This is a genomic window from Desulforamulus profundi, from assembly GCF_002607855.1.
Genome location: NZ_AWQQ01000042.1, coordinates 65,321 through 80,134, shown reverse-complemented (window position 1 = coordinate 80,134; position 14,814 = coordinate 65,321). Strand labels below are relative to the sequence as shown.

7 protein-coding genes and 5 pseudogenes are annotated in these 14,814 nt (G+C 52.8%); all 12 read right to left on the bottom strand.

The features are described from left to right. Window positions 1-120: 120 nt before the first annotated feature. Window positions 121-1,372: pseudogene (gene murA / locus P378_RS06470) on the bottom strand (UDP-N-acetylglucosamine 1-carboxyvinyltransferase). 14 nt (window positions 1,373-1,386) lie between these two features. Further along, complete coding sequence (gene murB, locus P378_RS23450; protein ID WP_338013853.1) at window positions 1,387-1,887, bottom strand: UDP-N-acetylmuramate dehydrogenase; 501 nt, start codon at window positions 1,885-1,887, stop codon at window positions 1,387-1,389. Beyond that, window positions 1,884-2,297, bottom strand: coding sequence for an FAD-binding protein (locus P378_RS23445; RefSeq protein WP_338013852.1), 414 nt, complete (start codon window positions 2,295-2,297; stop codon window positions 1,884-1,886). The genes murB and P378_RS23445 overlap by 4 nt, the downstream gene beginning before the upstream one ends. A gap of 1 nt (window position 2,298) precedes the next feature. After that, a pseudogene (gene murC / locus P378_RS06460) lies at window positions 2,299-3,680 on the bottom strand (UDP-N-acetylmuramate--L-alanine ligase). A 226-nt stretch (window positions 3,681-3,906) separates the two neighbouring features. Further along, window positions 3,907-5,022, bottom strand: coding sequence for an undecaprenyldiphospho-muramoylpentapeptide beta-N-acetylglucosaminyltransferase (murG, locus tag P378_RS06455; protein WP_099082672.1), 1,116 nt, complete (start codon window positions 5,020-5,022; stop codon window positions 3,907-3,909). A gap of 111 nt (window positions 5,023-5,133) precedes the next feature. Next, a pseudogene (gene spoVE, locus P378_RS06450) lies at window positions 5,134-6,234 on the bottom strand (stage V sporulation protein E). A 188-nt stretch (window positions 6,235-6,422) separates the two neighbouring features. After that, window positions 6,423-7,786 (bottom strand): annotated as a pseudogene (gene murD, locus P378_RS06445) (UDP-N-acetylmuramoyl-L-alanine--D-glutamate ligase). Window positions 7,787-7,912: 126 nt separating this feature from the next. Further along, window positions 7,913-8,914, bottom strand: coding sequence for a phospho-N-acetylmuramoyl-pentapeptide-transferase (gene mraY, locus P378_RS06440; RefSeq protein WP_099082671.1), 1,002 nt, complete (start codon window positions 8,912-8,914; stop codon window positions 7,913-7,915). A gap of 80 nt (window positions 8,915-8,994) precedes the next feature. After that, a pseudogene (locus P378_RS06435) lies at window positions 8,995-10,241 on the bottom strand (Mur ligase family protein); the annotation flags it as partial. 251 nt (window positions 10,242-10,492) lie between these two features. Then, a complete protein-coding gene (locus tag P378_RS06430; RefSeq protein WP_099082670.1) occupies window positions 10,493-11,935 on the bottom strand; it encodes a UDP-N-acetylmuramoyl-L-alanyl-D-glutamate--2,6-diaminopimelate ligase in 1,443 nt (480 codons plus the stop codon). A gap of 133 nt (window positions 11,936-12,068) precedes the next feature. Next, a complete protein-coding gene (locus P378_RS06425) occupies window positions 12,069-14,213 on the bottom strand; it encodes a stage V sporulation protein D (RefSeq protein WP_099082669.1) in 2,145 nt (714 codons plus the stop codon). Window positions 14,214-14,251: 38 nt separating this feature from the next. Further along, the gene (locus P378_RS06420; RefSeq protein ID WP_099082668.1) at window positions 14,252-14,785 is read right to left on the bottom strand and encodes a cell division protein FtsL; all 534 of its coding nucleotides are present in this window, start codon (window positions 14,783-14,785) and stop codon (window positions 14,252-14,254) included. Window positions 14,786-14,814 lie beyond the last annotated feature (29 nt).

Here is a 14,814-nt window from a genome sequence, read left to right as displayed (position 1 = left end):
GTTGCTGCACGAGGTCGATACACAGTCCCACTCCTTGCCTAAATTTTTCCTTCTATGCTTTGACAACATTATAACTTAAACGAACAGTACTTGTCCAAGGCAAAACTAAAAAAAGAGTCACTAACTGTTGACTCTAATAATACGTGCACCCAGAGCATTGTATTTCTTTTCGATTCTTTCATAACCCCTGTCAATGTGTTCAATATTGCTTAACACCGTACCGTCTTCCCCGGCCAGCTGCCAGGATAAGGGCCGCCCCCGCCCGAAGGTCGGTGGCCTCCACACAGGCCCCGGTCAAGCGCTTAACTCCCTTGACCACCGCCGTGTGCCCTTCCAGGTAAATGTCTGCTCCCATTCTGCGGAATTCCGGTACATGTTTAAAGCGATTTTCAAAGATGGTCTCGGTAATGACACTGGTCCCTTCGGCGATGGTCAGCAGGGCCATCATTTGGGACTGCATATCCGTTGGAAAGCCCGGGTAAGGCATGGTTTTAATATCTACGGCCTTGAGCTGCCCGGTACCCTGAACACGCACCCAATCGTCACCCACATCCACCTCTACACCGGCTTCCCTTAGTTTATAGATGACGGGGTCAAGATGCTCCGGGATGACATTGGTTACCGTGACATCCCCCTGGGTAACGGCCCCGGCGATCATATGGGTCCCTGCCTCGATACGATCCGGAATAACGGTGTGGGTGACCGAACCCAATTCTTTCACCCCTTCAATACGAATAACATCGGTACCGGCGCCGACAATCTTGGCGCCCATGGCGTTGAGAAAATTCTGCAAATCCACAATCTCCGGTTCCTTGGCCGCATTCCGTATGACGGTGGTGCCTTCTGCCAGTACCCCGGCCATCATTAAATTTTCCGTAGCCCCTACACTGGGAACGTCAAAATGTATTACCGTACCAGTTAACTGGCTGGTTTCTGCTGTAATATAACCAAATTTTTCCGAGATCTTTGCCCCCAGGGCTGATAAACCTCTGAAATGAAGATTCATAGGACGGGACCCGATGTTGCACCCCCCCGGATGTGAGATCCTCACGTTGCCGAAACGACCGAGCAGTGGACCTAAAACGAGATTGGACGCCCTCATTTTTCTCATCAGGTCCTCTGAAATCTCTTGGGACTGTACATGGGTACTGTCCACCGTCATAGTATTGCCCTCAAAGGTTACCTTGGCCCCCAGATAGGCAAGAAGTTCCTGCATGACAAAAACGTCTCTTAAACTGGGTACTTGATGAATTGCACATACACCGCCGCTTAGCAAAGTTGCTGCCAGAATCGGTAAGGTTGCATTCTTTGATCCGTTTGCCTTGATGGAACCCTTTAGGCGGTTGCCTCCTACAATCACGAACTTCTCCACGTTGCCACCTCCGCCTAGTCTTCTCCCAACACTCTCACTTCCAGGTGCAGGGATACCCCGAAACGGTCCTGCACCATTTTCTTTATTTTGTCTATCAGAGTCAGAACATCACGTGCAGTGGCATTGCCAAGGTTTAAAATCCAGTTGGCATGTTTGGTTGAAACCTCGGCATCCCCGACCCTGAGTCCTTTGCCCCTGCATGCTTCAATTAATTTTCCCGCAAAATCTCCCTCGGGATTCTTAAAGACACTGCCCGCATTGGGATACCCCTGTGGCTGGACGGCTTTCCTTTTCAATAAATAATCCCGGGTTTCCTGCTCAATTAAATCCTTATCTTTTGCATAACCCTGCCAGAGGGTGGACACGCAAATGATCGGTTTGTCCTGTAAATTGCTGGAGCGGTAAGAAAAGCCCAGTTCTTCTTTGCTTAGGGTTACAAACTGGTTATTTTCATTTAACACCTCTATGGATAACAGGACATCCTCCACACAGCCGTTCATGGCCCCGGCATTCATGACAATGGCCCCTCCCAGGGAGCGGGAATCCCTGCGGCAAATTCAAAACCGCCTACCCCGGCCTTACAGGCCGCTACCGCCAGCTCCGGCAGCATGGCTCCGGCACCGGCTTTGATGGTAGTACCCTCCACTGAGATCCCCGCCAGTCCCCGCCCTACCTTAAGAACCATCCCCCTGATGCCGCCGTCCTTTACCAGCAGGTTTGACCCATTTCCGATCACTGTCAGAGGAATATGATGGTTTGCGGCAAACTCCACCGTCCGACGAATATCTTCCTTGTCACTGGGATCGACAAAAAGGTCGGCAGCGCCACCAATTCGCCAGGTGGTGTGCTTCTTCATTGGCTCATTGATCCGTACGGATCCCTTGACCAGTGACTGAAGTTCACCCGCCAGTGAAGTATAACTCATGCTACTTTTCCTCCAGTCTCCTCAGCAGTTCCCCGCCCAGGGTCCAAACATCTCCGGCGCCCATGGTTAAAACCAAATCTCCGCCTCTGGCTTCCTTTGCCAGGAAATCTGCCGCGTCTTTCAAGGTAGGCAGGTAAATAATCTGCTGACCTTCCTGCCTGGGAACGGCTTTAACAATCCGTTTTGTATGAACGCCCTCAATGGGTTGCTCGCTGGCGGCATAAATGTCGGTTAAAATGACCATGTCCGCCTTGCTAAAGGATTGCCCAAATTCCCGGTACAGCTGGCGGGTCCGGGTATACCTGTGGGGTTGAAAAACCGCAATAATTCTTCCCGGGTGTGCCGATCTTGCTGCCTGCAGGGTAGCCTTCACTTCTGTGGGGTGATGTGCATAGTCGTCTACAACCTTAATCCCCTGGCTTCCCCAATCAATTGATAACGTCTTTTGGCTCCTTTAAACAGGTGCAAAGCCCTGTTGATTTCAGCAAAATCAAGACCCAGGTGACGGCCCACCGCCAAGGCGGCCAGGGCGTTTAAAAGATTATGATAGCCGGGAATATGCAGTTCCAGCGTGCCAAGCCTCTCTCCTCGAAAGTACACTTCCCCGCAGTTTATTCCTTCCTTTGTTGCAAAGGATTGCAAAACGTAATCCGCACCGGAATCCTTTGATCCATAGGTGATCACCGGACAGGGCAGCCCCTCTCTCATTTCTTTCAGGATTGGATCATCCAGGCAAATCACCGCCAACCCGTCCGCCGGCACCTTGTGGAGAAATTCCTGAAAAGCCATAACAAGCTTCTCCTGGTGTCCGTAATAGTCCAAGTGGTCGTCCTCGATGTTGGTGACCACAGCCACCCGAGGGTCCAACAATAAAAATGAACCATCGCTTTCATCCGCCTCGGCCACCAGGAATTCCCCGCGGCCCAGTTTAGCGTTCCCACCGATATTGCTCAAGTCACCTCCGATGAGTATGGTGGGATCCAGCCCGTTCTCTTCCAGGACCAGGGCTGTCATGGACGTGGTGGTGGTTTTTCCGTGTGCTCCGGCCACTGCAATGCCTCGTTTTTCTCTCATCAACCGGGCCAGCATTTCCCCTCTTTTCACCAGCGGGATGCCCAGGCGCTTTGCCTCCAGTACTTCCGGATTGTCGGGAGAAATGGCCGTAGAAACGACGACCATGTCGATGTCACCGTCAATAGTACGGGCCTCGTGCCCGATGCTGCATACAGCGCCCATTGCCTCCAGCCGTTCAACAACGGCAGACCTTTTAATATCGGAACCTGACACCCGGTAGCCGCCCGTACCCAGCAGGACTGTGGCAATCCCACTCATACCGGCACCGCCGATGCCAACAAAATGAATTCTTTTTAGCTTTCCCTGCACTCACATCACTCCTTCCCGAAACAAGACTGCTCCCAGGGTGAAAACCCATCCTAATCTGTAGCTGCTGCACCGCTTGGTAGAAAGTCGGGCAACCTTTATTCCCCGTAAAAGAGCGTTTCTGTTAAGCATACTATGCATCTCCTCCGGGAGGTGTTACTGCCCAAACCATTCGCCAAGGGCTTGTCCTGTTCCGCCAACAAAAGACTGCCCCGGCAATGATTTTTCGTTATTGCCGCGGCAAAATCTGCTCCACGCTTTTTATAATATCATGAAGGGCCCCGGGCCGCCCCATTTTTTGGCTGTCCCGCGACATTTTTTCCAACCTGTTGGGATCGTTGATGATGTTTTCGACGGTTTCAACCAGTTTGCCGCCCGTCAGATCCGCATCCTTGATCAGCACCGCCGCTCCCCGGTCCGCCAGTGCCCGGGCGTTATGTTCCTGATGATTTTCCGAGGCATAGGGATAAGGGATCAGAACGGACGGCAGGCCTGAAACGGTAAGTTCCGCCAGGGTCGCCGCCCCGGCACGGCTGATCACCAGATCCGCAGCGGCCAGTGCTTCGTGCATATTATACAAATAGGGTTTAACGATAATATTGACATATTTATCCAAAACAATACCGTTGTTTGCTAATTCATGAAGAAATTCCTGGTAGCCCAGTTGTCCGGTGGCATGCAGTACCTGTACCTTCTGGTCGTTGGCGTATCTTTTTACAACCTCCACCATGGCCTGGTTTATGCGCCGGGCCCCCAGGCTGCCGCCAAAGACCAGCAGGGTCAGTTTTTCGCCATGTAAATTCAGGGATGTCAGAGCCTTCGTTCTGTCGGTCTGCATGATTTCCGGTCGAACCGGCAGGCCGGTAACCACTACCTTGGCTTTACCGGAAAAGTATTTGACGGAGTCCTCAAAGGTAACGGCCACCTGATCGACAAACCTTGACAGAAGCCTGTTGGTGATACCGGGCAGCGCATTTTGCTCGTGAATCAAAGTGGGTATGCCTCGCCGGGCCGCTGCCATCACCACCGGCCCGCAGACATAACCCCCGGTACCGATCACAACATCCGGTTTAAAGGTTTTCATTATACGGGCCGCCTCCCGGCAGCCCTGCCAGGCCTGCCACAGCACCTTGAGATTGGCCAAAGAAAGCTTTCTTTCCAGGCCGGATACGGTAATGGCCTGAAAAGGGAAATTGGCCTTGGGTACGATGTCCGCCTCAAGACCACGGTTGGTTCCTACATATAGGATTTCTGTATCGGGGAAACGGTTTTGCAGGCCTCTTGCAATGGCCAGGGCCGGGTATATGTGGCCACCGGTACCGCCGCCCGTTAAGATGGCACGCACAGCCTTCACCTCTTCTCGAAGTTCGAGATTGGAACTTCGAAGTTCGACTTCCAACCTCATTTCGAAGTTCTGTTTGAACTTTAAATTATACGATGTTTCAATAATTTATATTCATCGTGGGGTTGTGTACTTTGATATATTCAGGACGATGCCAATGCCGGACAGGGTAAAAAGCAGCGATGTACCCCCATAGCTGATGAAGGGCAGCGGAACGCCGGTGACCGGCATGGACCCGGTTACCACTCCCATGTTGATCAGTGCCTGCAGGGCGATACCGCTGGTAATGCCCGCCGCCAGCAGGCTGGCAAAGGGTCCGGCGACGTAACTGCGATTTTCAGACCACGCCAGACAAACATAATAAAAAGCAAGACAATCAAAGTGGCCCCGATAAAGCCAAGCTCTTCTCCAGTAATGGCGAAAATAAAGTCCGTGTGGTTTTCCGGCAGGTAAAGAAATTTTTGTTTGCTTTGTCCCAATCCTACCCCGAATAACCCGCCGGAACCCAGGGCATAAAGGGATTGGATAATGTGATACCCTGTTCCCTGGGGGTCTGCTTCCGGGTCCAGAAAGGCCAGAAAACGTCTCATCCGGTAGGCTCAAAGTAAATGGCCAATGACACTGCCACCAAACCCAGGCCCATCAGTCCTCCCAGGTGGGAGATTTTGGCCCCGGCGGCAAAAAACATGATAAAGATCGTGCCGCACAAAACAATGGCTGTCCCCAGGTCGGGCTGCAATAAAATCAATCCTGCCGCCAGCACCATGACAGCCAGGTAAGGCAGCAACCCCTCCCTGAAGGAGTTTAACTTCTCTCCTTTTTTGACAATCCAAAGGCCACAAACATAATCATACAGAGTTTTACCAACTCGGCCGGTGAAAAAGCCATAAAGCCTAGATCGATCCACCGGCGTGCCCCGTTTACCACCTGGCCGACACCCGGCAGCAGTACTGCCACCAGCAGGATGAACCCGGTCAAAATAATAGGTCCTACCCAACGTTTCAACCGGTAATAATCAAAATTCATCATGAAAAACATGGCTGCCAGTCCGAGAAGCGCCCATAGAAGCTGCCTTTTAAAGAAGTAGAAGCTGTCGCCGTACCGTACCATGGTTGCATATTCGCTGGAAGAAAAGACCATAATCAGACCGATACTTAATAAAATAAGAACCGTCAGAAACAATACAAAATCCGGTGGTCTCTTCTTTAAACGCATCGTTTCTACCTCCTTTTTCAGTCGTCGGTCGTCAGACGTCGGAATGGCTTTTGGCTTTTGGCTTTTGGCTTTTGGCTTTTGGGGCATTGTAGGAACCTATCGAATTTGTTGTCAATATGAAATTTTAAGCCACTTTCTAAAAAACAATGGCCAACGGCCCCCCGGGAGAATACCCCTAATGCTTTGCCTTAAGCATCGTCCTTCAGTTCTAATACCAGCTTCTTAAAAAGCTCTCCCCGTTCCTCAAAATTCTTGAACATATCCCAGCTGGTACAGGCCGGGGAAAGAAGGACAACTTCCCCCGGGTGGGCATGTTCGTAGGCCAACTGTACGGCGTGGGGGTAGTCCCGGGCCAAAAAAATGTTGGTAAAGCCCTGCTCCCGGGCAGCTTCTTCGATTTGGTAGCCGTGTATCCCCACCGTGATGAGGACCCTTACTTTCTCTTTAATCTTCTCGGCAAACTCGGTAAAGGAAACCCCTTTGTTTTTCCCCCCGGCAATCAACACGATGGGAACATCATAGGCCTCCAGGGCTTTGATGGCTGCGTCCGGGTTGGTGCCTTTGGAATCATTTATGTAATCCACACCGTTCAAGGTGGCGACATATTCCAGGCGATGGGCAACACCGGAAAAACTCTCCAGAGTGCGGGCAATATCGCCAGGTGCGAGACCCATGGCGTGGCCCGCCGCAGCGGCAGCCATGGCATTTTCCAAGTTATGGCTGCCCGGGATGCGCAGGGAGGCAACACCGGTAATTTCCCTCAGCCCAGCCTCATCTACAATTACAATTTTACCGTTCTGGATAAAACTTCCTTTTTCTAAGATATGCCGGCGGCTAAAAAATATGACCTGGGAAGGGCAATCCCTGGCCAATTCCCGGGTAACCGGATCATCGTAATTTAATACGCACCAATCAGTGGGTTTTTGATGGGCGAAGATCTGTGCCTTTGCCCGGATGTATTCCTCCATGGACCCGTGACGGTCGAGGTGATCCGGTGTGATATTTAAAATGACTGCCACCCTGGGAGAAAAATGCCGGGTGGTTTCCAACTGAAAACTGGACACCTCGGCCACCACCCTATCCCCGGCGGTATAATTTTCGATTTCACTGACCAGGGGCAAACCAATATTCCCTGCCACCAGGGTTTTATAACCGGCGTCCCGAAACATCTGCCCGGTTAATGAGGTGGTGGTTGTTTTGCCGTTGGTCCCGGTAATGGCTACGATGGGTGCCTGGCAAAGTAATAGGCCAATTCCAGTTCCCCCAAGAGCGGAACCCCTGAAACTGCTGCCTGTGCCACAGGAGGCACCGTCAAGGGAACCCCCGGGCTTACAACCAGGAGGTCAAAGGTTTCCTGACTGACAGGAGGATAATCCCCCAGTACAAGATGAATGCCCATCCGGACCAGCAGGTCCGCCGCCTGTCCGATTTGTTCCCTTGTTCTGGAATCCGTGAGGGTTACCCTGGCCTGTTTGGCCTGCAAAAATTCACAAACAGCCTGGCCGCTGACACCGGCCCCCACCACTAAAACCCGTTTTCCTGCTAAATCCACTTTCGGTATCTCCTTTGTTCAACTGAAATAAATCGTATATTGCCAATCCTAAAAATACTTAAAGCTGACGGCTGATGGCTGATGGCTGAGGGCGATGGCCAGACCCCAAAGAAATACCCTAAAGCATCAGCCCAACCCTCTTATTCCCAGCAACCCGATGACTGAAAACAGGAAGCTCAACAGCCAGAAGAAACCAACAACCTTTCTTTCCGACCAGCCGGAAAGCTCGAAATGGTGATGCAGCGGGCTCATGCGGAAGACACGTTTACCGGTGGTTTTAAAGGATATAACCTGAATGATGACAGAAAGAGTTTCCAGCACATACAGTCCACCGATAACCACCAGCAGCAATTCACTGCGGGTGACCACCGCGGCGGCTCCCAGGGCGCCTCCCAGGGCGAGAGAACCGGTATCTCCCATGAAGACTTTGGCCGGGTGCCGGTTGTAAAACAGAAAGCCCAGGCAGCCGCCGGTAACCGCCGCCAATACAATGGCTGTGCCCACTTTGCCGCTGAGCAGGGCCAGCAGCACAAAAGCCGCCGAGGTAAATACCGTGGCGCCGGCAGCCAGGCCATCCAGGCCATCGGTTAAATTCACACCGTTGCTGGTCCCCAGCAACACAAACACCGTGAGAGCGAAAAAGGGCCACCATCCCAGGTCAAAGCCAATTCCTCCCGGGGTCAAGAAGCCGGAAAAGGGAATCAGGTAATCGGTTCCCCTCCCCATTTGGAACACCGCAACCACGGCCAGAAAAGTGGCAAAAATCAGCTGGCCGAGAATTTTTTCCCTGGCCTTTAAGCCTAAATTTCTCTTCAGCACCACTTTGATAAAATCATCTAAAAAGCCGATAAGACCGTAACCCAGGGTAACGGCTAAAACAACCAACCCCTCGGCCCGGCCTGGAACGCCGCTCCTTAATAATACTGCACCGGCAACGGCTATGCCGATGAGAAACATGATACCACCCATGGTAGGTGTGCCTGATTTGACCATATGTCCGGAGGGTCCTTCGGCCCGGATGGTCTGGCCAAATTTTAGTCTTCTGAGAAGAGGTATGGCTATTGGACCCAGCGCCAGGGTGACGAATAAACTAATCCCCGCTGCCAGCCAAACCACTGTATAGTCCATTTCTGCTCCCTCCCTTGTGAGAGGTGGGAAGTGAGAAGTTGGAAGTGAGAAAAATATTTCTCCTTCTAACTTTCACGTCACTCTCGGTTGTCTTTAACCAGTTCTTTTACAATTTCCTCCATGCGCATGCCGCGGGAGCCTTTTACTAAAATTGTATCACCGTGTTGTAAAATATCTTTTAAAAATTCCACCGCCTGATCATTGTTTTCACATTGGCGGACTCTACCGGGGTGCAGCCCGCCCTTCACTCCTCCCCGGGCGATCCATTGGGCCAGGTTGCCTACGGTGACCAGGTAATCCACCGCCAAAACGGCTGCTGCCTCTCCGACCTCCTGGTGCCCCGACTGTTCCAGTTCGCCCAGTTCAAACATGTTTCCCAAAACGGCAATCTTTCTACCCGCGGCGGTCTCTTGCAGCACTTGCAGAGCCGCTTTGGCCGATGAGGGATTGGCATTATAAGTATCGTTGATAACGGTCATACCCTTGACATTTAAAATTTCCAGCCTCATGTGGGTCAGGGCCACCTGCTCCAACCCGCGGGCGATTTCATCAAACTGTAAACCCAGCTGCAGGCCAACACCCACCGCAGCCATACTGTTCATGACATTATGACTGCCAGGGACCGGCAGGCGAATTTTCCCCTGGCCCCCGGGGTAAAGAATTTCGTACCGGACCCCGTTGCCGTCGGAACGCAGGTTATAACCCCGGATGTCCGCCGGGCCTGCCAGGGAGTACAGCCAAACCTTACCTTTACAGCGGCCTGACAGTTCCCTGAGGAACGGGCTGTCAGCATTGAGGACGGCAAAGCCCTCTGCCCCGATATGTTCCAGCACCTCTGTCTTGGCCAGAGCAATGTTTTCCACCGAACCCAGGCGTTCCAGGTGCGCTTCCCCGATATTGGTAATCACCGCCCCGGTTGGTTTGGCCAGCCTGGCCAGAAAATCAATTTCCCCGGGCCCCGCATACCCATTTCAACCACCGCAGCCTGGTGTTCTGCCGTTAGGTTGAGCAGGGTCAGGGGAAGGCCCAGTTCGTTGTTGTAATTACCCTCGGTCTTTAAGGTATTGTAACGGGTATTCAGCACCGAAGCAATCATATCTTTGGTGGAGGTTTTACCGTTGCTGCCGGTCACCGCCACCAGCGGAATATTCAGGCTGGTCCGGTTATGGCTGGCCAGCCGCTGCAGCGCCTGCAGGGTATCTTCCACCAAAACCACCGGTACCTCGGTCGCCACTTCCCGGACCCTTTGGGAAACCAGCAGGGCAGTCGCCCCCTGCTCCAGGGCCTTGACCGCAAAGTCGTGGCCGTCTGCCTGCTGCCCCTGCAGGGCCACAAAGACGTCACCGGCCTTTGCTTTGCGGCTGTCGGTACAGACCCCTTTCACGAGGGTTGCCGGGTTCCCTTGCAGAAGGGTGCCGCCGGTAACTTCGGCAATTTTATGAATTGTATAGGGTTGCATACTTTACCTCCGTTTTGAGAGGTGGGAGGTGAGAGGTTGGAGGTAAGGTTCAAATTTCTCACCTCTAACTTCTTACATCTCACTTCACTATGAATCTAAGCTATCTGATAGTCGGCGTTCTAGAGCTCCCGTGCTACGCTACGATCATCAAACGGGTACTTGGTGGTGCCGATAATCTGGTAATCCTCGTGACCCTTGCCGGCAATCACCACCACATCGCCCTCACGGGCCAGTTCAATGGCCCGGTTGATGGCCTCCCGGCGGTCCTGAATCACCAGGTAATCTTCCGGGAAGGCAGCCTTGTTGATACCCTCTACCACATCTTGAATAATTCTTGCAGGGTCTTCGGTGCGGGGGTTGTCGGATGTCACCACCGCCAAATCGCTGTACCTGGCGGCAATTTCTCCCATGATGGGTCGCTTGGTGCGGTCACGGTCGCCGCCGCAGCCAAAGACGGTGATTAACCTGCCGCCGGTAATTTGCCTGGCGGTGGTTAAAATGTTTTCCAACCCGTCCGGCGTATGGGCATAATCCACAACCACAGCAAAGTCCTGCCCTTGATCCACCAGTTCAAAGCGCCCGGCAACCCCGGGCACACTTTCCAGAGCCGCTTTAACCTCTCCTGCGGGAATGCCCAGGGCCATTGCAGCGGTATACGCCGCCAGGGAATTGTACACGTTGAAACGCCCGGTTAATTTTAATTCCAGTTTATGTTCTCCCCAGGGCCCGCTGGCGGTAAAACTGACTCCTTTGGCCGTTACTGCGATATCCTTCGCCTTGACATCGGCATCCCGGTCAATGGCATAGGTATAGACCTTCCCCCGGCTTACCTTGACCAGGTGTTCCGCAGCGGGGTCATCGGCGTTAATGACGGCATATTTGATACCCATGGCAAAGAGTTTCGCCTTGGCAGCCAGGTATTCTTCCATGGTGCCGTGGAAATCCAAATGGTCCTGCGTCATATTGGTGAACACCGCCAAGTCATAATCCACACCGGCAACCCGGTTTAAGGCCAGCGCGTGGGAGGAAACCTCCATGGCCACACCCTTAACCCCTTCCTCAACCATCCGGGCCAACAGTTTTTGCAAATCTAAAGACTCGGGGGTGGTATTGGTGACGGGCAGCTCTTTTTCTCCAATTAGATTACGAATGGTGCCGATGACGCCGGGTTTTATGCCGGCCTGCCGCCAAATGGCAGCCATTAAATACGTGGTGGTGGTTTTTCCGTTGGTGCCGGTGACCCCCACCATGGTTAATTGTTTAGAGGGATGACGGTAAAAGTGGTTCGCCAGCAGGGCCAGTGCTTTCCTGCTGTCGGCCACCTTAATGACCGTCAGCCCCTCCGGCACCGCCACGTCATATTCCACCACAACAGCCACGGCACCTGCTGCTGCGGCCTTGTCGACATAACGGTGCCCGTCGGTTTGGTATCCTTTAATGGCGACAAAAAGCGTTCCCGGCAACGCCTGGCGGGAATCGTAGCAAATATCTTCTATATTGATTTCCGGCGTACCGGTTACAGAAATAACGTCCAGTGCTTCCAGCAGCTGTTTTAGTAACATGTTGGGCCCCCCTCGACAATATCCATTATACTTCCTATTCTTTCCATTTGTGCGCCATTTATGCCTGACGGCCCGCTTTAAAAACCCTGACCCCCCCTGAGTGGGAGGCCAGGGTTTCCTTGGCCGTTTTTTCTTATGGTTTATTTGCCGGTGACGGAGGTTTGAATTCCACCTTTACGGTACTGCCCCGGGGCATTTTTTGGCCGGCGGCGGGGCTCTGGGTATCTGCCAGTCCGGAACCCACCGGTTCTAGCTTAAGACCCAGGCTTTCCAGCAGGTTCCCTGCCTCCCGGATGGTCATCCTCTTCAAGTTGGGCACCGAAACCTGTTCCCCCTGTTTGGTCTTCGACCCTCCGGCACCGGAGAGGTCCAGAATAACGGTGGTCCCCGTCAGTACCAGGGCGCCGCTTTCCGGTATCTGACCGTATACCATCCTACCCTGACCTCTCGTTTCAAAGGCCAGGCCGGCCCCGCGCAGAATTTTCTGCGCTTCCTCCAGCGGCAAGTTGACCACGTTGGGAACCTCTACCTCGATGCGCTCCTCTTCCACCTGCCAGGGGTTGGTCTTGGGTCTGGGTAAGTTCTTCTGTTCCGGCACCCCCAGGTAGCGCAGGATATCCAGGGCCAGGGGAGAGAAGACCGGAGCGGCCACCACGCCGCCGTAATAGGCGCCCCCCTGGGGTTCTGCAATCATAATCAGCACGGCGATTTTGGGATCATTAACCGGTGCAAAACCGGTAAAGGACGCTACATACCTGCCGCTGGCATAACCACCCCGTTCTGCCACCACCTGGGCCGTACCGGTCTTGCCTGCTGCCCGGTAACCTTCCACAAAAGCATTTTTTCCTGTTCCTTTAAACACAACATTCTCCAGCAGTTGGCTGGTCAGTTTGGCGGTATCCTCGGAAAGCACCTGCCGCACTGTTTCCGGGGCAAAATCTTTGATCAGATTTCCCTTTTGGTCCTCAATTCTCTTTACAAGGTGTGGCTTCATCAGCTTGCCGCCGTTGGCCACCGCACAAACAGCATTGAGAAGCTGAATCGGGGTTACAGCAATGGACTGGCCAATGGACATGGTGGCAATGTTAAGATTGGTGGCATCTTTTTCCGGTATGATAATCCCCTTTGCTTCCCCGGGCAGACCAATGCCGGTGGGCTGGCCAAAGCCAAAGGCCCGAATATATTTATAGAACTTTTCTTTGCCTAAATTAAGACCGGTTTGAATAAAGCCCGGGTTGCAGGAGTTCTGCACCACTTCTTCAAAGCTCTGGCTGCCGTGCCCGCCGGCCTTCCAGCAGCGTATTTTGCGGTCCGCCACCTGGTAGTAGCCAGGGTCAAAAAAGCGGTCGCTGGGCTTAACGGCATTTTCCTCCAGGGCCGAGGCAGCGGTAATAATTTTAAAGGTAGAACCGGGTTCGTAGTTATACCAAACAGCAGGGTTGCGGTCCCAGACGCTCTGGGGGACTTCCCGCCATTTGTTGGGATTGAAGCTGGGGCGGTTGCCCAAGGCCAGAACCTCGCCGGTCTGGGGATCCATAACGATAATAACCGCCATTTTGGGATTATGGGCTGCCACGATTTTATCCAGTTCCCGCTCCACAAAATGCTGAATGGTCTGGTCGAGGGTCAGTATCAGGTTATTCCCCTGGGTGGGTGGAATGTACTGGTGCAGAGCCTGGGGAATTTCCCTTCCCGCCGCATCATGTTCAATGACAATTCTGCCGGGTATCCCCTTCAATTCCTCGTCAAAGGCGGCTTCCATTCCCATCAGTCCCTGGTTGTCGGTTCCGGTAAAGCCCAGAATATGAGGGGCCAGGGTTTCCTGCTTATAATACCGCCTGCTTTCTTCCGTAAAGCCGATCCCTTCAATTTTTAAATCCTTGATTTTTTGCGATGTCTCAAAGTCTACTTTCCTTTTAAGCCATTCAAAACGGGATTTCTTGGTCATAATGGTTTTAACTTTGGCCACATCCATCCCCAGCAGGGGAGCAACCTGCGCTGCTGCTTCATCGGGATTCTTGATGTGGTTGGGCACTACATAGACGGAGTCGGCACTGACGCTGGTGACCAATTCATTGCCGTTGCGGTCCAAAATGCTGCCTCGTTTGGCCTCCACCGGCACATCTCTCATCCGGTTGATAATCCCCTTCTGGCGGTATTCATCTCCCCTGACAATTTGGACCCACACCAGTCGTACAATAATTAATGATAAAAAAGCGGTAGCCAGTAAGAAAAGAACGGTTATTCTCCTGCGAACAAGTATATTGGTGGTTTTCAACCACGATTCCTCCTTGCAGGCCTGGCAGTCACCGCTTCCTAAAGTTTTTTCTCCCAACGATTTACCATATCCATAAATGCCTCAAGGACAGGCCTTTTCGGGTTCTCCGCCTGACCATGATTGTCCTTCTCCCGGGCGGTATGCTCAGGGGCCTCCTGATGCTTCAGTTGATTGGTTGGGTTGTTTTGTCCTGATGGAGGACTCTTAGGTAAGGCGGCAACCAGTACCACTTCCTTGGGGTCCGGTTTTACCATACCCAATTTGGTGGTGGCGATGGCCTCAATTCGTTGTAATGACATTAACTGGTTAGCTTGGGATTCCAGGTATTCTTGCTCGGCCTTTAAATTCGCCAGTTCCTTTTGCATCTGGCTGATTTGGTAACCCACTGCAGCCACCTGGGCATAGTAATAGGCGATGGCGACCCCTGTGAGAAAAATAGCAAGAATACAGCCGGTCAACAGGATTTTGCCCTTGCGTAGGGTCCTTTTGGACAGCTGCCTTTTTGGCCTGGCAATTTGCTGTTGCCGTTCTTCGGGCAGCCGATAGCTAAATTTTTCCTGTGCTACACTCAAGCTTATGCACCTTCCATCCGGTTTAGAAC

What these genes read in the sequence shown, in the direction of transcription:
- P378_RS23445 (WP_338013852.1), bottom strand. Translation starts at nt 2,297, where the DNA reads ATGAGTTATACTTCACTGGCGGGTGAACTTCAGTCACTGGTCAAGGGA.
- P378_RS06430 (WP_099082670.1), bottom strand. Translation starts at nt 11,935, where the DNA reads ATGTTACTAAAACAGCTGCTGGAAGCACTGGACGTTATTTCTGTAACC.
- mraY (WP_099082671.1), bottom strand. Translation starts at nt 8,914, where the DNA reads ATGGACTATACAGTGGTTTGGCTGGCAGCGGGGATTAGTTTATTCGTC.
- murB (WP_338013853.1), bottom strand. Translation starts at nt 1,887, where the DNA reads ATGAATGCCGGGGCCATGAACGGCTGTGTGGAGGATGTCCTGTTATCC.